Source organism: Caulobacter sp. ALps2 (genome assembly GCF_058681635.1).
Genome location: NZ_CM178743.1, coordinates 965,696 through 987,880 on the forward strand (window position 1 = coordinate 965,696; position 22,185 = coordinate 987,880).

The following is a 22,185-nucleotide window of genomic DNA, read 5'->3' on the forward strand; positions in this document are numbered from 1 at the left end:
CCTCGCGGGGACGCGCCGCGCGGGGAACTAGAATTTACGGGACAGGGTCATGCGCCACTCGCGGCCCTTGCTGGGCAGCGCGCCGAGGTTGGCGTAGCTGTCCGCGTCGGGCGTGAAGTAGAGCTTGTCGAACAGGTTATCGACGTTGAGCGTGGCCGTGTACGGACCGAATTCGTAATAGACGCTGCCGCTGGCCACCCAGTAGGCGGGATAGGTCACGGCGTTCTGGACGGTGCCCGCGGTCTTGGTCACGTGCGTGACGCCCAGCGTGCCGCCGACCTTGCCCCAGTCGTGATCGTCGCTGGTGTAGGCGCCGTACAGGCTGACCACCGACTTGGGGATCAGGGTGTAGTCGTAGTCGCCCGAGCGGCCCGGCAGGCTGCTGAACGCCCACACGACATAGGTGCCGCCATAGGCCTGGGCGCCCGGCACGCCGGCGGTGTAGGCCGGGATGTACTGGAACGAGTTGTCGGGTCCCTTCACGGTCGTGTGCTGGGTGTTGCCCGAGAAGGTGAAGCTGAAGTTCTCGCTGGCCAGCCAGCGCACTTCCAGCTCCACGCCCTTGGCGCGAGTGCCGGTTGGCGTGCCGGTGATGCCGGTCAGCTGGGTGCGGTTCTGGCGGTACCCCGCCAGCGAGCCGACCAGCGTGCCTTTCAGCCACTGGAACTTGAGGCCCGCCTCGGCCAGGTCGCTGTTGGACAGCCAGGCGTCGCTGGCGTCCGCCACCAGACCCGGGGCGATGTCGCCCGCCTGGCTCATCTCCAGGGCCGAGGCCTTGGCGTAGGTGATGTAGGGCATGATGCCCGCCGGCGCCTTGTAGGTCGCGCTGGCGCTGTAGGTGAACTTGCCCTTGCTGGCCTTCTGCTGGCCGGCGATCTGGTAGCTGAGGAAGCCCGTGTCGTTCGACTTGACGTCGTAGTCGTCGTAGCGACCGCCCAGCATCAGGTTCAGACGCTCGCCGACCATGATGTCGGTCATCGCGAAGACGCCAGCCTGGTTCCAGGTGCTCTTGTTGTCGTTCTCCCACTGCAGGCCTTGGACGCCCGCGCCGGTCTCGGTCGAGAAGGGGCTGTCGATGATGTCGGTCGGCGTGGCGCCAAAGCTGATGTCGCGACGGTCCAGGGCGATCAGGCCGCTGTTGTAGCTCTCGCGACGACGCCCCTCGAAGCTTCGATACGAGGCGCCGACGAACGACTTGGAAGTGATGATCCCCGTGTCGTAGGCGAAGTTGTAGGTGGCGCGCGCTTCCCACACCTTGCTGTCGAACCAGGCTGGGTAGCCATAGCTGACGAAGCGCTTGTTCTCCTGATCGTCGTAGAACAGCTGCAGCTTGAGCGCGCTGTCGGGCGACAGCTCCTTGGCGAGGTCGAAGTAGAAGGTGTTGGTGTTGGTCTTCGAGAAGTCGGCCCCGCTGATATAGACCGTGCGGGGGTCCAGCTTGGTCGTGCCGACGCCGACGTCCAGCGTGTGCAGAGCGTCGGTCGAGGGGAAGCCGTAGTACGCCTGGTACATGGCGCTGGAGTACGGATAGAAGCCGATCTCGTTCGGCGTCAGGCGGCCGTTGCCGTCGGTGTCCCTCAGCGTCGTGTCGCGGCCCGTGACATAGGTCTGATTGTCGATCAGGTTCTGGGTCAGGCGGTTCCAGCCCGGCGTCTGAACATCGCCGTCCGAGTGGTACAGCATGCCGCCGAAGGCCGTCGTCCAGCCGTTGCCCAGGTCGAAGTCGGCCGAGACCTCGCCGGTCTGCCGGCGCGGATAGATCCCCTTGTAGTAGCTGTGGGAATCCTCGACCTCGCCATAGAGGTAGACCCCGCCGGTCACCGCGCCGAAATTGGCCGGCAGGCCCAGCTGAGCCGTCGCGTTCTTCTTGTTGTACGAGCCGTAGGTCAGGGTGACCTCGCCGGTCGGCTCCGTCAGATAACCGCCCTCGTTGCGGCCCGACTTCGGAATGAAGTTGAGCATGCCGCCCACCTTGCCCGAGCCGTAGATCGGGGTCGGCGGGCCACGCACGATCTGGATCTGGTCGGCCGCGCCGATCGGAGTCGAATAGGTGCCCCGGTTCTCGATGCGCTTGAAGCCGCGGAAATAGTTTTCGGCCAGGGTGCCGCGAATGTTCAGCGCGCCAGGGACGCCGTAGAAGCTGGCCGTGTAGGTGCCCGGCGACACGGCGGTCAGGCCGTCGATCGTCTCGATGCCGTAGCGTTGCAGCGTCACGTCGCTGACGAAGCTGGCCGAGCGCGGCGTCTCCAGCAGCGGCTTGTCGATGCCGAAGACGGTATTGTTGGGCTGCTTTTCGATCAGCCCGGCCTTGTCTCGCGCCTTGACCACGATTTCGTCGACGGTGTCGGACGGCGTGGTGTTTTCGTCAGCGAAAGCAGCCTGCGTGTGCGCTAGCAGGACTAGGGCGGAACAACCCGCCATCAGTAGCCGATAAGTCGACATGCGGTCCTCATTCGAGGCCGTCGCGCCCACCGCCTGCGGCGGTTATCCCCAGGTCGACGCCTCGAGACGATCATCCGCCTGTCTCGGCCGGCTTCGAGGCGCGGTTCGTGACATTTCACTGAAAATGTCGCGCCCGCATGGATGTTGAGCCATCAGCGCTCGCAAAAGCCGCTCGATGACCATGAAACTTGCCTGAAGGCGAACCACAAGCCCCTCAAAGCGTCCACTCGACCGACGCGCTCGCTTAACGCTTCCGCCGTCGAGGCGCCGGTCACGCGAGCCGGAGCCGACGCCCAGCATTGACCTTAAGGTCCATCCACAGCCGAAGGGCGCGCCGGTTCCGTCGCGGGATCCAGCCCGGTCAGACCCCGCTCGTGCGATGCGATGGACGCCGTCCGCGAGAGTGTCGCTTCCGGACGGTCGACCGCGATACGGCGCAGGCCCGCCGCCAGCGACGCCAAGACCGCCATCGCCGCGATGACGGCGCTCGCCGCGCCGGCGACGTGTCCGACGATCAGCCAGGCGTCGCGGGTCATCACGCTTATGGCGATCCCGCCGATCATGAAGGCCGCGCTGATGATCAACAGGCGGCGCGCCAGGGCTCCAATGGTCATGACCCGTTCTCCGCCGATCGGCTTTCGGGCCTGACCTGGGCTGGCCGCGCGCCCCTTCGACGTGGTCGCGTCCAGGCACGCGCGAGGGCATGGTAGAGGGGCGTCGGCGCGACCGCCTCCGAACAACGCCGGGCGATCAGGGCGCACAGCAGCAAGGGCCCCACCAAGCCCGGATCGCGGGTCATCTCCATCAGAATGACCGCGCTGGTCAGCGGCGCCTGAACCACGCCAGCCAGATAGCCGGCCATGCCCAGGGTGACCGCTTCGCGGCTCCCGGCCCACGGCGCGACGTGAGCGAACAGCGCGCCAAGACCAGCGCCCGTGGCCAGGGACGGCGCGAAGATGCCGCCTGGGGCGCCGCTCGCGGCCGCCGACAGGGTCGCCAGCCATTTGCCCACCGCCAAGCCCCAACCCGAGGCGAAGCGCCCAAACAGTAGCGATTTGGCTTCCGCATAGCCCGCGCCGTAGGTCACGCCGTTGCTGAGCACGGCCGCGCCCGCCGCGACGAGTCCGCAGATAGCGGCGAAGCGGATCGGGCGAGCCTCCTTCCAGCGGCGGACGGGATTTTCGCCGACCAGTACGGCGGCCATCAGCCGTGAGAACAGTCCGCCGGCCAGGCCCGAACCGACGCCGATCAGCGCCGCGCTCATCCAGGCATTCCAGCCCGCCGAGCCCGACATGTCACCGAAATAAGCGTAGTTGCCGCCCAGGCCGTAGGCGGCCACGCCGGCCGAGACGACCGCGAGAATGACGACGGTGTTGGCGCGCTTGTCGAAACCGCGCGCGAGCTCCTCGACGGCGAAGACGATGCCGGCGATGGGCGTGTTGAACGCAGCCGACACACCCGCCGCGCCGCCGGCGATCAGCAGGGTGCGTCGCCCCGGTCCCCCGCGAAGCCAGCCGGTCAGAAACACCATGACCGCGGCGACCACCTGAACGGTTGGCCCTTCGCGGCCAATCGAGCCGCCACAGACCAATAGCAGCGCGGCCAGGGCCACCTTGACCAGCGCCGTTCGGATCGAGACGCGTTCGTCGTGGATCTTCTCGCCGTCCAGGCCTCGCCCCCGGCCGATTTCGCCGGCGGCGATCACCTGGGGAATGCCGCTCCCGGCGGCGGCCGGCGCCAGGCGGCGCATGAGAAAGACGCAGAGCGGCAACCCCGCGACCAGTAACAGCGGGCCCAGCCATGGCCGCCCCGCGATCAGGCTCGCATGCATCGCCATCGCCGCGTCGCAGAGCTTGGCGAAGCCGACCGCCGCCGCGCCCGCCGCCACCGCCGCCGCGACCACCGCGCCCGTACGCATGGAGCGTCGCGCCCGCAGGCTGACCAGCTTGCGCTGACGGCCAAGGGTCTCGAAGGGCAAGTTCATGGGCAGCGACTTTCGGCGCGTGCGCGCCAGATTGGTGAAGGCGAAAGACGATTACATCGCCTTACGATGCTTCAGGCCGTAAAGGTGGCGGCGATCCGGGTCAAGCCAGGCCCAAAGGTCGTGGGTCGGGAAGATCAGCAGATCGGCGACCAGCAGGAGATTATTGAGGGCGAAAAGCGAGAAGCTGATCGCGCATCACAGCAACAACCTCCCCCTCGCGCGGCGATAGGCCCGCGCCAGTAGCCCGGCGCGAACTAGGCTGGTCGCCAGACAAAGGAGATAGACGAGCTTGGGCGCCAGGAGGCTCATGGCGCCTCGTCCCGCAACCGGAAGGCGTTGGCGAGATCGCGAAGCACGCTTTCGCCGCGACCGATCATGCTGATCATCGCGAACGGCTTTTGCCGATAGGCGCTTTCGGCGCGCGCGCAAAGGCTGTCGAGATCGGAGGTCGCGGGCCGATAGGTCCAGTCCTCTCCCTCGCGCCCGATCAGCCGCAGGATCTCCAGCCGCCGAAGAATGTCCTCGACCATCGGCAGGCTGGCCCGCAATTCTCCCGTCAGCGCCGCCGCCGTCCAGATCTTCTCCGGCCCGCCGCGCATCAGAAGCAGGAGCTCGAGCGTCCAGACCGTGCGAAGGTCCTTCAGGACGAACCGCACGACGTCCTCGTCGAACCCCGGATTTTCGCGACGCGGCATCTAGAATTCCGCGCCCGCGCGGACACGTTGATCCCGGCGTGAAGGCGCGATTTGAAAAGAGGGCGTCCCGAGATCCGCGAAGGGCTGGCCCAATCCCGCCGGATGGTCGCGGCATGGGTTGGCGCCGGCGCGCTGACGCCCCAGACCGCTCACGGACGCAACGACCATCTCGCGCGCGTCCACCCGATCAAGATCGCTCATCGGCGGTCTTTCCCCAGATGAATATCGCATCACGATGCTTTTCGGTTACCGCCGCCTTCCGCGACATCGCCACCCGCGTCCAGCCGCAGGGCCGCGACGAAACAATCGCGCCAGGCGGCGACATCGTCGCGGAGAACCCCATCCATGAGCCGCCGCCACCGCGTGATCCGTTCACGTTTCGGCATGGCCAGGGCGCGGCCAAGCGCTTCGGAAGTCTCCTCCCGGCTGAACGGATTGACGATCAGGGCGTCTTCCATCTGCTCGGCCGCGCCAGCGTAGCGCGATAGCACCAGGACGCCGGGATCTTCCGGATCCTGGGCCGCGACATACTCCTTGGCCACCAGGTTCATGCCGTCGCGAAGCGGGGTGACAAGGCCGACCTGAGCGGCGCGATAGATCCCCGCCAGTTCATCGCGCCGATGAGCGCGGTTGACATAGCGGATCGGCACCCAGTCTATCGTGGCGTAGGCCCCGTTGATCCGCCCCGAAACTCCGTCGAGCCGGGCGCGGATCTCCTGATAGGCCTGGACGGCGTCCCGGCTGGGGGTGGCGATCTGCAGCAGGAACACCCGCTCGGCCCAGTCGGGATGATCGGCCAGCAGCTGTTCGTAGGCCAGGAACCGCTCTTCCAACCCCTTGGAATAGTCGAGACGATCCACGCCCAGGATCATCTTGCGGCCCGCTTGGCTGAGGCGGATGCGCTCGAAGGTCTCGCGGGCCACATCCTGAGTCGCGAGCTCGGCGAAGGCGGCCGCCTCGATACCGATCGGGAAGGCGCCGATCCGCGTCCGGCGGCTATCGTGGATGATCGCGCCGTCATGAATGATCATCTCCAGCTCGCGGCTGATATAGTCTCCAAAGGCCTCCAGGGCGTCGCGGCTCTGAAAGCCGACCAAGTCGTAGGACAGCAGCGATTCCACCAACTGGCGGTGCTGGGGCAAGGTGGTCAGCTGCCGGCGACCCGGCCAGGGAATGTGCAGGAAAAAGCCGATGCGATTGGCCACGCCCAGGCGGCGCAATTCCGCGGCCAGCGGGATCAGATGATAGTCATGGATCCAGACCACATCCTCTGGACCGATCAACGGCGCCAAGGTCTCCGCGAACCGGCGATTGACCCGCTCATAACCCTCGCCGAACGACCGCTCGTACGCGGCTAGGTCCGTCCGGGAATGGAACAGAGGCCACAGCGTGCGATTGGCGTAGCCGTCGTAATATTCCTCCCGATCCTGCTCTTCCAGATCGACGAGAGCGACGGTTACGCCGCCGATCTTCTGCATCGAGATCTGCCCCGTGAAGGTCTCGATGGTCTCGCCGCTCCAGCCGAACCAGACGCCGGAATATTCCCGCAAGGCCGCGGCCAGGGCCATGGCGAGTCCCCCAGCCGTACCCACGCCCGCGTCGCTTGGCGGATTGACACGATTGGAGACGACGATCAGCCGGCTCACGAGGCGCGCTCGGCGGTCGCCGCCTCCAGCCAGTCGAGCACCGCCGCCACATCGGGCAGGCGATGACGCGCGACGGACGAACGCCCGGGACGGCCGACCAGCACCCCATAGCCACCGGCCGCTTCGGCGGCCAGGAAGCCGTCCTCGTCGGTCAGGTCATCGCCAACGAAGATCGGCCGCGCGCCTCTGAACGGCCACTCGGCCATGAAAGCGTCCACCGCCTGGCCCTTGTCGGCGCCCGCCGTGCGCAATTCGACGACCATGTCCCCCTCCTGCATCACCAGGCTGGTGGCCGCCTCGAGACGGCGCGCGGCGTCGCGCACCGCTTCGCAGGCGCTCGGCATGGCGCGATAATGCAACGCCACGCTCAGACCCTTTTCCTCGACCACCAGCTGCGGCTGGGCCCTTGCCAGGGCCTGGAAGACGGCGGCGGCTTCGCCGAGATCCGGATCGGGCGGGACGGTGATTTCATCGCCCAGGACGGTGCGGCGCTGCAGGCCGTGCACGCCGGCCAAGGCGGCGACAGCGTCCTCGGTGATGGCCGCGATCTCCGATAATGTCCGGCCACTGACGATGGCCAGGCGCCGGTCCAGGCGCTCCGCCAAGCGCCGCAGGATGAAGGTCCGACGTGGGTCAGGGCGCACGTCCTGCGGTCGCGCGACGATCGGCGCCAAGGTGCCGTCAAGATCCAGGAACAGCGCGCATCGCGCGGTCTCGATCAAGGGCGGCGGCGAAAAGGGGTCGGGAAAGGGAATGATCTGGGCCGTCATGGCGATCTCCATGGCAGGCGCCGAAAGCGCAGGTTCGGACGCAGCGGCACGCTCGCGCCGAAAGGCGCGGCGGCGTTGAGCGACGGGCGGGCCGTCGGGCGATGATGCGGCTTATCGGCCTACGGTCGCGGCGGACTTGCGGCGCGGCTTGGCGCGGTGAGCGCGAGGACGGCGAGGTTCGCCGGACGGGATCGGTGATCGCATGAACAGCCCCTGACAGGTTTGACGCCGTGCGCGGCGTGAGGAGGTCTCCAGATTGAAGGATCGGCCGTCGAGAGGACGGCGAACCCTGTCGCCCGATGCGACGGGAGCCAAGGGCTCCAAACCGGTGTGTTGGACTCCGGGTGGGCTGAGCCTAGCAGGCTAGACGGCCGATGGACGCCGGGTCACGCGATAGTGACGCTGGAGTGAGCGTCGCCGCCGGAGAGATCCGCAGGCGCGGCCCTCTCAAAGGCTGTAACTCCCCTTCGTCGAGCTTGATCTGGGCGCCGGCCACCGCGCCCGCGAGCGCCATGGCGCCCGCGCCGGCCAGCGTCAACCAGAACCGCCGCGTGCGAAGCGCCGGCGCGAGCCGGACCCGAAAGGATCGCGCCGGCGCCCCCGCGCCCCTGGCCAAGTCGTCGTCCAGAACAGCCATCGGTCATAAATATCGTTTCACGATACATTCGTCAAACGACCGACGGTCGCACGACTCGCCAGCCGTGATAGAACGACGACGTCGCAGCCTCCGCGACGCAGGATCAAACTCGTTGCCGCCTCGTTCGACGACCGCCAAGCCCCTCTCCGACGACGAGGCGCTCACGCCCGAGGACTATCGGGCCTTGGGCGAGTTTCGGCGGGCGATCCGCCAGTTCCTCGCGTTCAGCGAAGAAGGCGCCAGGACCTATGGCCTGACGAGCCAGCAGCACCAGGCCTTGCTGGCGATCAAGGCCCATCCCGGCCCTGATCCGATCTCGATCGGAGACTTGGCCGACAGCCTGATGATCAAGAACCACAGCGCCGTCGAACTCGTCGCCCGGCTCGTCGAGCACGACCTGGTCGCGAGGCGCGACTCCGAGGCCGATCGCCGGCGCGTGGTCTTGGAGCTTCGGCCCGAGGGCGCCGAGGCGCTAGAAGCCATCTCGCGCCGCAACCTGGCTCGCCTTGGCCAGGGCGCCGACATCCTCTCCGACATTATCGCCGCGGCTCGACGCGCGGCGCGGCCCGTCCGCTAGCGCTTCGACTGACCAGGGCGGAACGCTAGCGAATGCCCCTGGAGTTTCGGCGAAATTCGCACCCTCCGCCGCCCGCACTGGTAAAAGGCCGCGCGCCATCGTCTGGATGACGGCGGTCGACGCCGCGCCCTACGGAGCGAGCTTGGAGACGATGGTCCTCATCTTGGTGTCAAAGGCCTCGAAGGCGCGCTCCAGGCGCCACTGATCGCGCGCCTTGGGGCTGGTTTCCAGCACCGCCGCGCACGCCGCCGAGGGCGTCGGGCCGCGGGCGCCCGCGCACGGACCATCCCACAGGCTCGCGCCCTGCAGGAACGAATAGGTCAGGCTGTCGCGAGACATCTGTTTCAGCTGACCGTAGCGCACGCCCTGCTCCACGACCGCGCGCATATACTCGTGGGTCAAATCGCTTCGCGAGACGCCCAGGTCATCGGTCGACAGAGTGACGGGCACACCGGCGGCCAGATACAGCGCCAGCGGATGGTCCTTGCCCTTCACGCCCAGGATCACGTCGTTGCTGGTCAGGTTGATCTCGACGGCGATCTTGTCGTGGGCCATGCGCGCCAGCACCTTCTCGGCGTCGTCCTCGTAGGCGATATCGACGCCATGCCCGATGCGGCGAGCCCCGGCGATCTCGACCGCCTCGGCGATATGGAAACGCAGGTCACGCGGCGGAGTCAGCCCCATCGCCAGCTCGCCCGCGTGAAGGGTAAGGGGCACATCGGGATACAGCGTCTTGAAGAAGGCGAAGAGGCGCATGTGCAGCCGGTAGTCTCGCAGCGACACCGGGCCGTCTTCGGGCTCAAGGATGTTGATCCCGACATAACGCGGATCGGCCTTCACCAGGGCGAAGGCGGCGGCCATCTGGCCGAACACGACCTCGGGCGGGCGCTGGCGCGAGATCGACAGCAGATAGCGTAGCGTTACGTCGCAGGCTGGTTCGGGCCTCGCGGTCCCGCAGCGATTGAGGGCGGCGATGGCCTTGTCATTGGCGTCAGCCCCCGCGGTCGCCGCCGGCATGGCCTTGGCGATCGCCGGCTTCAGCTGGTCGAGGCGGTGCTGCAGGATCTTGGCGTCGAGGCGCTGGGGCGGCGAGCCGTCGGCGGTCTGGACCCACGGATCGGCCCACGGGATGGCGACCGAGGCCTCGACGACCGCGCGCGAGGCGCTCGAGCCGGCCATCAGCTCCAGATACAGCGTATTGTCCAGCGCGGCCTGGCGCAGGGCCTCGGCCTGGATCCTCACGCCGCGATCCTCGCCGCCGCCCCGTCCCGAGCGACCAAAGGTGCGGAAGAAACGACGGTGGCCGGAGATTTGCGGATCTCCCACGCCCTGCTCGAAGCGGCGGGTGGAGAGCGCATCGACGATGTCGCTATAGAGGTCGGGGTCGCGCTCGGGCAGACCCTTCAGCGGGACCCGATCGGCGTCGGCTTCGCCGGCGCAGGGAGCCGACACCAGGGATTGGGTCGACCTGGAGAAGCAGCCATCGGCGGCCGCGGCCCAGGCGATGAAATCCTCGGCATAGGTGCCGCCGCCCGCGTGGTTATGCAGGTCCGCGCCCTTTGGCAGCTTGGTCAACAGGATGCGCAGCAAGGGTGGAGAGGCCGCCGCCTTGGCGAACAGGGCGTCCAGCTCGGCGTCCACGGGCGTTTCCGCCATGGCCGGACAGGCGGACGCCAGGCAGCTGGCGGCGAACAGGGCCGCGACGCCCCTCATGGATCCGGACATCATGCGCTGCCCCCTGATATGGAATCGGCCTCGGCGAGAACGCCGAGGCCGAAGCTTAAGCGGTAAAAACTAGAACTCGAAGCGGGCCCCGAGGCGCACGCGCCAGACGCCCAGTTGGGCGTTGGCTTGCAGGGTGGGTTTGGTGAAGGCCGTGTACGAGTACTGGTTGCAGCTCGTGCCAGCCTGCTGGGCGCAGGCGACGTTCACCACCGAGGTCAGCGGGTTGTAGGTCCGGTAGGAACCCCAGTCGCTGTTGATCAGGTTCAGCAGATTCTCGACGTCGCCGAACAGCTTGAAGCGGGCCGAGCCGAGGAACGGGGCGGGGATTTCCTGTTCGACGTGCAAGTCGACCTTGAAGTAGTCCGGGGATTTCTCGGTGTTCTTGCCGATGATGCCCTGGCTCAGGTCGTTGGCCTTCACGAAGTCGCGGAACGCTTCATAGACGGCCGTTGAGGCGTAGCTGACCTTGGAGTCGGCGGTGATGCTGGAGACGTCCGGCACGTACAGCAGGTAGCGGTTGGTGCCGCCGGTCGTGCCGAACAGGGTCGAGCGGCTGTTGGACGAGGTGGTGTTCATCGTCAGGCTGTAGGGCGAGCCCGAGCGCAGTTCGCCGAACAGGTTGAAACTCGTCTTGTAGTCACCGAAGAAGGCGTGGGCGTAGTCGATGTTGAACTTCCAGTTGTCCCGAACCTCGTAGCTCGAGGTCCCGTACGCCGGCTGGTTCGGATCGCCCATCGGTTGGCCGCCATAGGTGCCGCTGGCGGTCGAACCGCCCGAGGCGTAGCTGCCCATGTCCGACAACGACTTCACGTCCGAGTAGGTGTAGCTGACGCCGGTATCCAGGCCGAAGTCGAAGGACTTGCTGGCCCGGGCGACGGCGATAATCGACTTGCCCTTGTCGGTGCTCAGCATGGCCAGGTCGCTGTTGGCCGTGTTGGTGTAGGTGTCGGCATAGATCGGACGGCCATCTGGCGCCGTCCCGACCTTGGTCAGACGCAGGTCGGTATAATAGGCCGCCGAGTCGGCGTGACCGTAGAACAGATCGCCGCCAAAGCGCCACCCGTCGCCCAGGCGCTCGCCCAGATCGGCCACGTAGTCGACCGACAGGTTGGTTTTCCACTGCGCCGGCAGCTTGAAGCTCGGCAGGAAGAACGAGGTCGGCGAGGCGCCCAGGGCGGCGGTGTTGGTCTGCAGGTAGCCCGACACCAGCGGGTCGATCTTGTTGCCCTGCACATTGTTCAGGGCCGCCGCGCAGATCGCCGCGGCGTTGGTCACCGTGACCGGAATGGTGCAGCCGGTGGCGCTGACGGCGCGCCCGATCGTCACCGTGTTGGTGAAGACGCCGGCGTTCGAGAAGCTGTTGCCGACGAAGACGTCCGGTGAACCGCCGTTGAACAGGCCGAAGCCCCCGCGGACCGTCAGACGATCGGTCGCCCGCCAGGTCACGCCGACGCGGGGTTGGACAACCAGGTTGCCGTCGATATTGGCGTTGTTGGCGAAGCCGTAGCGATTGACGAACGAGGTCTTGAGCGGCGCCTTGTCCTTCATCTCGTAGCCGTCGAAACGGAAGCCGGCGGTGACGTTCAGGTCGGGCGTGATGTCCCAGCTGTCCTGGGCGCCGAAGGTCAGCTGGTCATAGTCGAAGCTGGCGCTGACATCCGCCAGCGAGCCGGTGATCGAATACTGGTAAAGAAGCTGGCCGGCCTGGCGGCCCTGGAAGTCGGCCAGGGAGTCGAAATAGTAGGTGCCCAGCGAGTTGGCCACGAAGGTGTTGGTGATCTTCAGCCGGCTATACGACGCATGCACCTTGAAAGCGTGGTCGCCGAGGTTGTAGCGGGCGACGAACTCGGCGCCGTACTGCTTCTGCCCGACGATGTCCGCCTGGCTGAACGCTTCGGTGCCGAAGACCAGTCGCGGCGTGCCCGTCTGGGTGCACTGGTTCAGCGAACCGACCGTGACGGGGTCGAGGCAGACGGTGATGTCGCTATAGCCCGGCGAGCCGAACGAGATCGGCGCCTTCATCGAGTCGCGATAATTGACCCGCAGCTCGGTGCTGAAGGCGTTGGTCCAGCTGGAGTTCAGCTGCAGGGCGTGGGTCTCGACCCGTTCCGGTTCATGGGTGGCGTAGGAACCCAGGCCCAGGCCCGGCGAGGTGATCGACGAGCTGCCGCCGCTCAGCGCGATCGTCTCACCCTTGTTCTGGATGGTCGAATACGACAGGCGCTGGTTGTCGTTGATGTTCCAGTCGAGCTTCAGCGTCCACTTCTTGTCCTTCTCCGGACGGCTGGTGAGGACGCCCAGCGTGTCGTAGCCGTAGACCGACTTGGCGATCGAGGTGACCTGATCGACCTGGGCCTGGGTCAGGTTCGGCACGGCGTTGCCCGAGCCGGGCGGGCCGAAGACCGACGGGACGGTCTCGTCGAGCTTCTCGTAGGCGAACGCGAAGAACAGCTTGTCCTTGATGATCGGGCCCGAGATGAACGCGTTGCGCGTCTTGGAGGTCATCTCCTGCGAGAAGGTGCTGCCCTTGGACTTCGTCCCCATCAGGCTGTCGTCGGAATAGGTATAGCCGGCGGCGCCGGTGAACTTGTTGCCCCCCGAGCGCAGGACCACGTTGATCGAGCCCCCCTGGAAGTCGCCTTCGGAGATGTCGTAGGGCGCGATCTTGACCGACAGCTGCTCGACGGCGTCCAGGGGGATAGGGCCCCGCGCGCTGGGCAGGCCGCCCTGGTTCAGGCCGAAGTTGTCCGAGAAGCGCACGCCATCGACCGAGAAGCGGTTGGTCCGGCCGTTCTGACCCGCGATCGAGACGCCACGGGTGCTGGGGTTGAACGAGGCGAACGGGTCACGACGGGCGATGTCACGGATATCGCGGGAGACCGAGGCCACGCCAGCGATGCTATCGCGGTCGAACACGGTGACCAGGGGACCGCTCTTTTCCGCCCGCGTGGCGGTGACCACCAGTTCGTCGACCTGGGTGTCGCCCACGCTGATCGGCAGGACATAGGGCTGACCGACGCTCAGGAACAGGTTCTGCGAGGTCACCGGCGCGAAGCCAGGCGCGGTTACCGTCACGGTGTACGGGCCGCCCGGACGCAGGCCGGTCAGGTTGAAGGCGCCGGCGCTGTTGGTGGTGGCGTTCGCGGTCGTGCCCGAGGGTTCGTGCACGGCGCTGACGCTGGCGTTGACGGCGGCCGCGCCGCCGGCGGTCACCGAGCCGCGGATCGAGGAGGTCGTTTCCTGCGCGACGACCGCTGTCGCGGTGGCCGACAAGGCGAGCGCGATGGCGCTCGCGGCATAAAGATGTCGCATGTGGGTCCCCTTGTGGTGGTGCGCCGCGGTCCCCCCGAGCCACACCGAACTGAAGCCGTTACGTCCCCGCCCCCCTCGCTTCGCCGACGCGCCGGAGCGCACGGCGAGCCGTGAGGTCGGAACCTGCGGTGTTTCCCCCAACGGTCGGGACGCTTGGCGCGTCCTCGCGGCTGAACCGACCCGCGAGGGGGCGGTCCGCCGTCTCAGGTCTTCACTTCCCGTCGCCGGGAATCTTGTCGCGATACTTGACCCAGTCGCCCGAGAGCTCGTCGACGACCTTGCCGGCCACGACGCGCGCGGCGTAGGCGGCGGCGTCGCCGACCCCGGCATAGGGGCGGTTCATGCTGTCGACCGGGCTCTCGCCCGGGGCCTGCTGTGAATAGTTGCTGGCGGTGCGCAGGACGATCAGCCGATCGTAGTCGGCCTTGCCAACCGCGGTGAGCCGCCGCAGCGCGTTGGCGACGCCGGTGTCCTCCATGGCGGTCATCACGAACCGGCTCTTGCCGCCGCTGAAGTCGGTGGTGAGCTTGGCGTAGCGCTTGGTCAGCATTTCGCCGTGCCAGTAGGCCTGGCCGGAGATCTCATCCCCAGTCAGCACGAACGGCGGCTTGGAACCGTTCGGATAGCTGGAAAAGCGCGCCCGCGCCGTCTTCAGAGCTTCGGTGTCTGGAAGCGGAACGTCTTTCGTCAGGCCGTAGGCCCAATCGCGCAGGCCGATGTTGAGCGGATAATAGACGCTGCTCGGACGGTCGGCGCGCGGCGCCTGGAACGGTGGATAGCCGCCCGTCCATTCCGGCGGGGCCTCGCGCGGATCGACCCACTTGCCGAAGTCGACGTCGATGACATTGCCGATCCACGCCGCCGATCCCGGCGAGGCCTCGCTCGGATTGACCCCGGCGATGGCCGCGATCACCCAGTAGGCCTTGGAAAGGTCGAAGCGCGGATCGGTCGCCAGCGCGAAGGTGGTGATGGCCGCATGGTTGGTGCCCACGCCGGTGCGCAGGATCAGCACGCCCTTGGCCGGGTCGTAGCCCAACGGCGCGACACCGTTAGGGAAGTCGAGCGTCTGGGGAGCCTCGGCCATCCAGGCCTTGTCTTCCAGCGCATAGGCCGTCACCACGACGACGCGGATCGGAATGGGCGCGGAGGCCACGGCCGGCGCGGGCGACGAAACGGGCGCCCGGGCCAGAGCCGACGTCGTCATCGCCCCCGCGAAGGCCGCGGCCAGAAGGAATCGGCGCGTCCAGACGGACAGGTTCAACATGCTCGCAAATTCCCCAACCGGCCCCAGCAACACCGCACATAGATCCCGACGCCGCAGCGTATCGCCGAAACATCTGTTCCGGCCGGAAGCAACTGCGTCGGACGCATACCGGTCAAGCGAGCGCGAGGTGGGAAATAAAATCTTACTTCAGTGTGACGCCGGACCGGGCGCCCCCGTGCGCGCCCTGCTGCTTCGGGCGGCGACAAGATGAAGCTGCTCGCCCGTCGCGACGCCGCCAGGCCCGATACGCTGGTCATTCAGCCGCCGGCGCGACAAGCTCCGAATCTTTTCCAGGCAAGGCGCGATGCAAGGTCGAGGTTTTTCGCGGGCGCTTCTTCCGGCGCTTCTCCTGCTCACGGCGGCCGCGCCTCCGCCATCGGCCTTCGAGGTGGTCGCGCTGGGCGTCAAGGGCGGCGTGGAAGAGCCGACCAGCGCCTACCATATCGTCGCCCGCGGGGCCCGGTCCGGCGTGATGTGCGACGCGGGCACGCTCGCGTCTGGCCTTGATCGGGCCGTGCGCGCGGGGCGCTATCCAGGGTCGAACTCGCGCGAACAAGTGATGGGCTCGATCGCCGCCTACCTGATCACACACGCCCACCTCGACCATGTCGCGGGACTTGTGCTGGCGTCTCCGGACGACACCAGCAAGGACATCATGAGCCTGCCACAAGTGAACCAGGCGCTTGCCGATCACTATTTCAACTGGGTCGCATGGCCCAACATGGGCGACCGCGGCGCCCCGCCACGCATCGCCAAGTATCACTACAAGGACCTGGAACCGGGCGGGACGCCCGCGCCGATCGCCGGAACGGGCATGACCGTCACCGCCTACCCGCTTTCCCACGGAGGCGTGACGTCGACCGCGTTCCTGCTCCGAAGCGGACCGGACGCCTTTCTCTGCCTCGGCGATACCGGGCCCGACGCGGTTGAGCACTCCACGAACCTGGAAGATCTTTGGCGCGCCGTGGCCCCCTTGGTGCGGCAAGGGCGGCTGAGGGGAATGCTGATCGAGGTCTCCTATCCCGACCCCGTTCCGACCGCCAGGCTCTACGGGCACCTGACCCCGATGTGGCTGAACAACGAGCTTCAGACCTTGCGCGGCATGACAGACGACGACGCGCGCATGAGCGCTCTGCCCATCCTCATCACGCACATAAAGCCTTCGGGAGCGCCGGGATCGAGCCGCGGGTCGGTCAAGCGACAACTCGAAAAGATCGGCTTCTTCAACTTCGTCATCGCGGAGGAAGGGCGCCGATACGCGCTTTAGCACGCCCGTCGCGAAAAAGGCCCGGCGCAAGCCGGGCCAGTTGGATCTCTCAAATACGCGTGGCCAGAAAGCCTCGCACGCCTCGTTCTCGGACCATGCCAATCGTATCCGGAAGAGAATAAATCGGGATCGGACCGCCAAGAGCGCCGTGCGATGGCATTGAGCGAACTCAAGGCACGGGTTGAGCGACGGACTGGCATTCGGACGCCTGGCGATTTTATCCCGCGAGAGTTCTGGCGAGACGCCCCCGTCAGACCCGCGCGCAAAGCGCGGGTCGTTTCCCACGAATCCCAATCGTGAAGCTGAAGGGCTTGACCAGCTCTATCGAAGGTACTGCAGCAGGCTCGAGGAGGAGAGAGTGCTGATCGTCGAGTAGAGGGCTTCCAGCTGGGTCTGATAGTTGGTGACCAGGACGGCGGCCTGGGCCAGGTCCGCGCCCCGCAGCTGGGAAGCCAGGTCATCCAGCGTGCCGATCTTGGCCTCGTTGCGGCTGACCAGGCTGGCGAGCTGGTCGGCCTGGACGCCGAGGGCGGCCTGGCTTGCGCCGATGTCGGTCACCGCCTGGCCGACCAGGTCGAAGGCCGAGGCCAGTGTCGTCTTGTCGTCGGGATTGGCGATGATCGCCGAGAGGGCGCGCGCCAGCGCCTCGAAGCCGGCCGCCTGGGCGGTGGTCGAAAGGGCGATCTTCGTGCCGTCGACGCTGGTGAAGGTCCGAGCCGACGAGGATCCCTGGTAGTAGCCCGTGTCGCCGTCCGTGGTCGGATCATAGTCCGGATCGCTAACGTCCACGGGGGCGCGGTCGACCGCCTCGCCGCCGAACAGATAGACCCCGCCGACCTGGCTGTTCAGCTGGGTCTGCAGGTCATCCAGCCAGCCTCGCGCATAGGCGGCCAGACCGCTGGCGTCGAGGTTCGAGCCGCTGATCTGGGCGGCCAGCTGGGTCTTGATGGTCGAGGCCAGGTCGGCGATGTCGCCGACCGCCGCATAGGCCGACTGCACATAGCTGGCCGCGATGCCGGCGGCGGCGTTGTCGGCGGTCAGGCGCGAGGACTGGCTGGACAGGCGCAGCAGAGAAGCGGCGTCCGCGCCAAGTCCGCCGAACGAGGTCGACTTGAGGCCGGTGGCCTCCTGCGTCTGCTGGTTGGCCAGCTTGGCCTGGGTGCGCAGGCTGGCGGCGATCAGGGCGCTGGAATGGGCGAAGGAGCCGATCCGGGTGATCATCTAGCTCACCATGCTCATCAGGGCGTCGAACAGGTCGCGGACCATCGACACCAACTGGGCGTTGGCCTGATAGGCTTGCTGGTAGATCTCCAGCTGGGCCAACTCCTCGTCCAGATTGACGGCGGTCAGGTTGGAGAGCCGCGTGGTCGCCGACGTGTAGGCGTCGCTGGAGGTCGTCGCCTGGGTGGCGGCGTTCGAGACCAGGGTGGCGGCGGCGGAGACGAAGCCGGCGGCCCGGTTGATCAGGCTGGACTTGCCGGCCGCCAGCCCGCCGGCCGAGGTGAACGACATGTCCGCCGAGAGCGCCGCCGAGATCGCGTCGGCCGTGGTCGAGGCGCCTGAGGCGATGGCGACATCTCCGACGCCCAGCGTCCCGGCGGTGTCCAGCCTGGCGGTCGGAAAGGTCGAGGAGTCCGCCGCCAGGCTCGACGAGACGGCGATGTCGCTGGCCGAGGATCCGCTGAAGACGTTGTTAAAGCCGAACCAGTTCGAAAAGCCCTGGCCCGATATCGAGGTGTCGATGTCACCCAGGGCCACGCCGTTGGGCGAGGTCGTGGCGATCACCAGCTTGCCGTCGGTGATCGTGGCGTTGAGCCCGCCAACGGTGTTCAGTCCGGTGACCAGGTCGTCGATCGTGGCATAGGCCGAGAGATCCAGGCCCTCCGTCGCCGTGACCTTCCCGCTGGAGTCGGTCACCGCCACGCGCAGCGATCCCGAGGCGCTGAAGGCGTCCGAACCCGAGACCGTCGACGCGCTGGTCAGGCTGGACGCCGCCGGGCTGCTGGAGCCCGTGTTGGCTGCGGCGTTGACCTGGGCGATCAGGCTGGCGGCCAATTGATCCAGGCCGGCCTGCTCGTCGACCAGGGTGTCGTCGCGCAGGGCGATCAGCCCGCCCAGCTTGCCGGTGGTGATCGATGTGGTGATGTCCTGGCCGTTGACGGTGATCCCCGAGATCGAGCCCGGATAGGTCGCGCTGGCCGACAGGGCGCTGGAGGCGTCGTAGGACAGGGTCGCCGCCGCCGTCCCCAGGAGCTGCTGGCCGGCGGTCGTGTAGACCATCACCCGGTTGTCGGAGGTGGTGTAGGTCGTCACCCCGACCAGCGAGGACAAGGTGGTGACCGCCGCGGCGCGCTGGTCCAAGAGGTCGCTAGTGTCCCCGCCCGAGGCGGTGGTGGAAACGATCTGGTCGTTCAGGGTCTTCAGGGTCGAGAGCGTCGCATTGATCGTGTCGACCGTGTCGGCGATGTCGCTGTTGGCCTGGGTGCGCAGCGACTGGATCTCGCCCGACAGCGCGCGGATCGACGAGGCCAGGCCAGACGCCGCCGAGACCGTCGCCGCCTTGGTCGAGGCGGTGCTGGAGGCGGCCAGGTTGGTCAAAGCCGTCTGGAAGGTGGTCAGCAGGCTGGAGATGTCGTCACCGCCGCCCACCGAGCCCAGGCTCGCGTCATAGGCCTGCAGGTAGGTGTCGATCACCGCGTCGCGGCCGTTGGCGGCGGCGGTCTTGTCGACGGTCTTGCCCAGGTAGGCGTCCGCCGCCCGCGTCACCGTGGCCGAGGACACCGCCAGGGTCGTGGTCGTGGCGGTGGCGGCGACGGTCTTGCGGCTGTAGCCGGCGGTGTCGGCATTGGCGACGTTCGTCTGCGAGACCGCCATCTGGTACTGAGCGGTCGTCAGGCCCGCGCCCGCCGAGACCAGGATGGAGGTCAGGGACATCGGCTCTAGCCTCCCCGCCGCCCGGCATAGCCGTCGATCGCGCGCAGGCCCTGGCTGACCGCCGTGAGGCGTCCGCGCCGCTCGGCCATGTCGGCCTCCAGCCGGGCCATGCGGCCATCCAGGGCGCGGCGCACCTCGTCCAGGTTCGACAGCATCAGCAGGCGTTCGTCGCCGGACAGGTCGTCCAGCCGCTGGGACACCGCGCGCGCCAGGGCGATGGCGTCGGCCACCGTCTCGACGACCGGCGTCTCGCCGCCGCTGGCCCGCGAGGCCCGGACCCTGGCTTGGAGTTTCTCGACCACGGCCATGGTCAGCGCACGGCCTGCATCAGGGTGTCGAACATGTCGCCGGCCGTGCTGACCACCTGCGAGGCCGCCGAGTAGGCCTGCTGCGCGATGATCATCTTGTTGAACTCGCTGGCGATGTCGGTGGTCGAGCCTTCCAGCGCGCTGGCGACCAGCGAACCGGCCCCACCCTCGCCGGGCAGGTTCAGGTGCACCTGGCCGGCGGCGGTGTTCTCGTCATAGGTGGTGCCCGAGACCAGGGTCAGGCCGTTCGGGTTGCTGAAAGTGGCGATCGGGATCTGGAAGATCGCCAGGCTGATGCCATTGTCGAAATTGGCGGTGACCAGGCCGTTGGAGTCGATGCTGATGCCCGACAGCTCGCCATAGAGGGCGCCGTCCTGCTCGGTGGAGACGTTCTCCAACCCCAGGGTCGACGAGGTCGAGGCGTACTGGGTGACCCCATCGGTGCCGCCGATGTCGCCGATGTCCAGGGTGATGGCGCTGTCGGCCGCGCCGCTGTCGAACCCGGTGATCGAGAAGTCGAGATCCGGCGTGATCGAGCCCAGCGAGCCATCGGTGTTGAAGCTGACCGTATAGGGCCCGCCGCTGATCGTGCCCGAGGTCGTGACGCCGTCCGAGGTCAGCACCGGGTCCGACAGCGATAGCGCCCAGGTGTTGCTGGCGGTCTTGGTCCAGGTCTGGCCGACCGTGTGGCTGACGCCCAGGGAGTCGATCAGCTGCATGCTGGTCGTATAGGAAGCGCCCGTCGCCGCGTCGGCCGGGACGTTGGCCGTCATCTCGATGGTGGTGGTGGCCTTGGCCGTGCCGCCGATCGAGGACAGGTTGATCGCCGACAGGCCCGTCAGGTCGTTGGTGTTCGACGCCAGAACGTCGCCGTCCGCGTCGGTCGGCCAGCCCATAAGGTAGTAGCCCTCGGTGTTGACGAGGTAGCCGTCGGCGTCCTTCTCGAAGCTGCCGTTGCGCGTGTACATGTCCTCGGACGCCGCGCTGCCGGGGTTGGCGGTGACGACGAAGAAGCCGGCGTCCTGGATGGCGACGTTGGTGGCGGTGCTGGTCGAAGAGATCGTGCCCTGGACGCTCATGCCTTGGGACGATTTGGCGGTGACCGCGCTGGTCGAGGTGGCCGAGCCCTTGGAGCCGCTGACCAGGGTCTGGAAATAGACGTCGGTGGTCTTGTAAGCGGTGGTCGAGGAGTTGGCGATGTTCTCGGAGATCGCCGACAGGGCGCGGCTCTGGGCGGTCAGGCCCGAGACGGCGGTCGAGAGGGCGGCGGAAAGCGACATGGATCAGCCCTCCGACGACATCAGCTGGACCTGGGTCAGCAGCGACGAGAGGCTGTCCGACATCGTCGTCAGCGTGTCGTTCATCGAGATCTGCTGCTCGAGCCCCGAATAGGTCGCCAACTGGCTGGTGAATTCGGTGGGGTCGCTCGGATCCAGCGGGTTCTGGTTGGTCAGCTGGGTCATCAGCAGCTGCAGGAAATCGGTCGTGCCCAGCTTCAGCGAAGTCGACGCCGTGGTGGCGGTCGTCGTCGCGGCGCTGGTCGTGGAGGTGATGGCGGTCATCGGACGCCTCTTGGTTCGAGCGGTGCGACGCCCTGCCGGCGCCGATGACCTGTTGAACGGAGGCTCCCCGACCCATGGGGCGCAGAAAATTCGAGAAAAATTCAGGCCAAGAAAAACCGCCCCATCCTCGTGGGACGCGCCGTTCAAGCCTTCGAAGCACGCTTGCGAAGAACCGCGGGCGTCGCTTTCCGGTCGGGATTTCCCCGACCGGCGTCCGAAGAGAAGCGGATTAGAAAATGCCTGTTATCTCGACCAACACGGCGGCCAACACCGCCCTGCGCTATCTGAACAACAATTCGACGGCGCAGAGCGAATCCCTGGCCAAGCTGTCGAGCGGCTCGCGGATCGTAAGCGCGAAGGACGACGCCTCAGGCCTCGCTATCGCCACCTCCATGAACGCCGACATCACCGTGCTCAACCAAGCCGCCACCAACGTCACCAGCGGCACTTCGGTGCTGAACACGGCCGACGGCGCGCTGTCCAACGTGGCCGACATCCTTCAGCGCATGAATTCGCTGACGGCCCAAGCCCAGTCGGGCAGCTCCAGCGCCGACGACCTCGGCTACATCGACGCGGAGTACCAGCAGCTGCTTGAGGAAATCGACGACATCACCAACACCACGAACTTCAACGGCGTGGCCCTGTTGGATGGCGCGAGCGATTACTCGACGGGCGTGGACTTCCTGGTCGGCACCGCCAGCACCGACACCATCACGGTGAAGCTGGACGGCGCCACCACGTCGGACTTGTCGCTGAGCGGCACCGCGATCACGGACGCGGCCTCGGCCGCGGCGAACATGGACCTCATCTCGGCCGCCATCACCCAGGTGTCGGAGATGCGGGCCAATGTCGGCGCGACCCTGTCGCGTTTCGAGTTCCGGGGCGACGTGATCAGCACCTCGCTGGAGAACCTGCAGTCGGCGGAGTCGGCGATTTCGGACGTCGATATCGCGACCGAGCAGACCAACTTCACCAACTACCAGACGCTGACCAGCGCCGCGATTTCGGCCCTCTCGCAGGCCAACTCGATGAGCCAGTCGCTTCTGAAGCTGCTGCAGTAGT

17 protein-coding genes are annotated in these 22,185 nt (G+C 67.0%); 3 read left to right on the top strand and 14 right to left on the bottom strand.

The genetic code is table 11. The features are described 5' to 3' along the window. Positions 1-27 precede the first annotated feature (27 nt). The 6 genes from ACW173_RS04350 to otsB form a co-directional block, all read right to left on the bottom strand. A complete protein-coding gene (locus ACW173_RS04350) occupies positions 28-2,442 on the bottom strand; it encodes a TonB-dependent siderophore receptor (protein ID WP_492083650.1) in 2,415 nt (804 codons plus the stop codon). Positions 2,443-2,747: 305 nt separating this feature from the next. Beyond that, positions 2,748-3,056 (bottom strand): hypothetical protein, encoded by a 309-nt coding sequence (locus ACW173_RS04355; RefSeq protein WP_492083651.1) that lies wholly within the window; start codon positions 3,054-3,056, stop codon positions 2,748-2,750. After that, positions 3,053-4,426, bottom strand: a complete 1,374-nt coding sequence (locus ACW173_RS04360) for a chloride channel protein (RefSeq protein ID WP_492083652.1) — start codon at positions 4,424-4,426, stop codon at positions 3,053-3,055. Before ACW173_RS04360 ends, ACW173_RS04355 begins: the two co-directional genes overlap by 4 nt. A 305-nt stretch (positions 4,427-4,731) precedes the next feature. Then, on the bottom strand, positions 4,732-5,121 hold the full coding sequence (locus tag ACW173_RS04365) for a hypothetical protein (RefSeq protein WP_492083653.1): 390 nt from the start codon (positions 5,119-5,121) through the stop codon (positions 4,732-4,734). Between the two features lie 230 nt (positions 5,122-5,351). Next, positions 5,352-6,767 (bottom strand): alpha,alpha-trehalose-phosphate synthase (UDP-forming), encoded by a 1,416-nt coding sequence (otsA, locus tag ACW173_RS04370; RefSeq protein ID WP_492083654.1) that lies wholly within the window; start codon positions 6,765-6,767, stop codon positions 5,352-5,354. Then, the gene (gene otsB, locus ACW173_RS04375; RefSeq protein WP_492083655.1) at positions 6,764-7,537 is read right to left on the bottom strand and encodes a trehalose-phosphatase; all 774 of its coding nucleotides are present in this window, start codon (positions 7,535-7,537) and stop codon (positions 6,764-6,766) included. Before otsB ends, otsA begins: the two co-directional genes overlap by 4 nt. A 749-nt stretch (positions 7,538-8,286) precedes the next feature. On the opposite strand from otsB, the gene ACW173_RS04380 reads away from it, so the two are divergent. Continuing rightward, positions 8,287-8,751 (top strand): MarR family winged helix-turn-helix transcriptional regulator, encoded by a 465-nt coding sequence (locus ACW173_RS04380; protein ID WP_492083656.1) that lies wholly within the window; start codon positions 8,287-8,289, stop codon positions 8,749-8,751. A 129-nt stretch (positions 8,752-8,880) separates the two neighbouring features. Here ACW173_RS04380 and ACW173_RS04385 read toward each other — a convergent pair whose 3' ends face one another. The 3 genes from ACW173_RS04385 to ACW173_RS04395 form a co-directional block, all read right to left on the bottom strand. Continuing rightward, on the bottom strand, positions 8,881-10,479 hold the full coding sequence (locus ACW173_RS04385; protein WP_492083657.1) for an adenosine deaminase family protein: 1,599 nt from the start codon (positions 10,477-10,479) through the stop codon (positions 8,881-8,883). A 66-nt stretch (positions 10,480-10,545) separates the two neighbouring features. After that, positions 10,546-13,788, bottom strand: coding sequence for a TonB-dependent receptor (locus ACW173_RS04390; protein WP_492083658.1), 3,243 nt, complete (start codon positions 13,786-13,788; stop codon positions 10,546-10,548). Between the two features lie 211 nt (positions 13,789-13,999). Then, on the bottom strand, positions 14,000-15,052 hold the full coding sequence (locus tag ACW173_RS04395; protein ID WP_492083659.1) for a hypothetical protein: 1,053 nt from the start codon (positions 15,050-15,052) through the stop codon (positions 14,000-14,002). Between the two features lie 304 nt (positions 15,053-15,356). On the opposite strand from ACW173_RS04395, the gene ACW173_RS04400 reads away from it, so the two are divergent. After that, positions 15,357-16,319, top strand: a complete 963-nt coding sequence (locus ACW173_RS04400; protein ID WP_492083660.1) for an MBL fold metallo-hydrolase — start codon at positions 15,357-15,359, stop codon at positions 16,317-16,319. Between the two features lie 321 nt (positions 16,320-16,640). Here ACW173_RS04400 and ACW173_RS04405 read toward each other — a convergent pair whose 3' ends face one another. The 5 genes from ACW173_RS04405 to ACW173_RS04425 are packed head-to-tail and all read right to left on the bottom strand — an operon-like array spanning position 16,641 to position 21,123. Beyond that, positions 16,641-17,540 (bottom strand): flagellin, encoded by a 900-nt coding sequence (locus ACW173_RS04405; RefSeq protein WP_492083661.1) that lies wholly within the window; start codon positions 17,538-17,540, stop codon positions 16,641-16,643. Beyond that, the gene (flgK, locus tag ACW173_RS04410) at positions 17,541-19,253 is read right to left on the bottom strand and encodes a flagellar hook-associated protein FlgK (protein WP_492083662.1); all 1,713 of its coding nucleotides are present in this window, start codon (positions 19,251-19,253) and stop codon (positions 17,541-17,543) included. Between the two features lie 5 nt (positions 19,254-19,258). Beyond that, the gene (locus tag ACW173_RS04415; RefSeq protein WP_492083663.1) at positions 19,259-19,561 is read right to left on the bottom strand and encodes a hypothetical protein; all 303 of its coding nucleotides are present in this window, start codon (positions 19,559-19,561) and stop codon (positions 19,259-19,261) included. 2 nt (positions 19,562-19,563) lie between these two features. Further along, complete coding sequence (gene flgE, locus ACW173_RS04420) at positions 19,564-20,841, bottom strand: flagellar hook protein FlgE (protein WP_492083664.1); 1,278 nt, start codon at positions 20,839-20,841, stop codon at positions 19,564-19,566. Positions 20,842-20,844: 3 nt separating this feature from the next. Further along, positions 20,845-21,123 (bottom strand): flagellar hook assembly protein FlgD, encoded by a 279-nt coding sequence (locus ACW173_RS04425; RefSeq protein WP_492083665.1) that lies wholly within the window; start codon positions 21,121-21,123, stop codon positions 20,845-20,847. A 236-nt stretch (positions 21,124-21,359) separates the two neighbouring features. On the opposite strand from ACW173_RS04425, the gene ACW173_RS04430 reads away from it, so the two are divergent. Then, entirely contained in the window at positions 21,360-22,184 is an 825-nt protein-coding gene (locus ACW173_RS04430; RefSeq protein ID WP_492083666.1) for a flagellin, read from the top strand. Position 22,185: the final 1 nt, after the last annotated feature.

Excerpts from the sequence above, each read along its gene's own strand:
- ACW173_RS04350 (WP_492083650.1), bottom strand. The coding sequence starts at position 2,442 with ATGTCGACTTATCGGCTACTGATGGCGGGTTGTTCCGCCCTAGTCCTG.
- ACW173_RS04355 (WP_492083651.1), bottom strand. The coding sequence starts at position 3,056 with ATGACCATTGGAGCCCTGGCGCGCCGCCTGTTGATCATCAGCGCGGCC.
- ACW173_RS04360 (WP_492083652.1), bottom strand. The coding sequence starts at position 4,426 with ATGAACTTGCCCTTCGAGACCCTTGGCCGTCAGCGCAAGCTGGTCAGC.
- ACW173_RS04365 (WP_492083653.1), bottom strand. The coding sequence starts at position 5,121 with ATGCCGCGTCGCGAAAATCCGGGGTTCGACGAGGACGTCGTGCGGTTC.
- otsB (WP_492083655.1), bottom strand. The coding sequence starts at position 7,537 with ATGACGGCCCAGATCATTCCCTTTCCCGACCCCTTTTCGCCGCCGCCC.
- ACW173_RS04385 (WP_492083657.1), bottom strand. The coding sequence starts at position 10,479 with ATGATGTCCGGATCCATGAGGGGCGTCGCGGCCCTGTTCGCCGCCAGC.
- ACW173_RS04390 (WP_492083658.1), bottom strand. The coding sequence starts at position 13,788 with ATGCGACATCTTTATGCCGCGAGCGCCATCGCGCTCGCCTTGTCGGCC.
- ACW173_RS04395 (WP_492083659.1), bottom strand. The coding sequence starts at position 15,052 with ATGTTGAACCTGTCCGTCTGGACGCGCCGATTCCTTCTGGCCGCGGCC.
- ACW173_RS04400 (WP_492083660.1), top strand. The coding sequence starts at position 15,357 with ATGCAAGGTCGAGGTTTTTCGCGGGCGCTTCTTCCGGCGCTTCTCCTG.
- ACW173_RS04405 (WP_492083661.1), bottom strand. The coding sequence starts at position 17,540 with ATGATCACCCGGATCGGCTCCTTCGCCCATTCCAGCGCCCTGATCGCC.
- flgK (WP_492083662.1), bottom strand. The coding sequence starts at position 19,253 with ATGTCCCTGACCTCCATCCTGGTCTCGGCGGGCGCGGGCCTGACGACC.
- ACW173_RS04415 (WP_492083663.1), bottom strand. The coding sequence starts at position 19,561 with ATGGCCGTGGTCGAGAAACTCCAAGCCAGGGTCCGGGCCTCGCGGGCC.
- flgE (WP_492083664.1), bottom strand. The coding sequence starts at position 20,841 with ATGTCGCTTTCCGCCGCCCTCTCGACCGCCGTCTCGGGCCTGACCGCC.
- ACW173_RS04425 (WP_492083665.1), bottom strand. The coding sequence starts at position 21,123 with ATGACCGCCATCACCTCCACGACCAGCGCCGCGACGACGACCGCCACC.
- ACW173_RS04430 (WP_492083666.1), top strand. The coding sequence starts at position 21,360 with ATGCCTGTTATCTCGACCAACACGGCGGCCAACACCGCCCTGCGCTAT.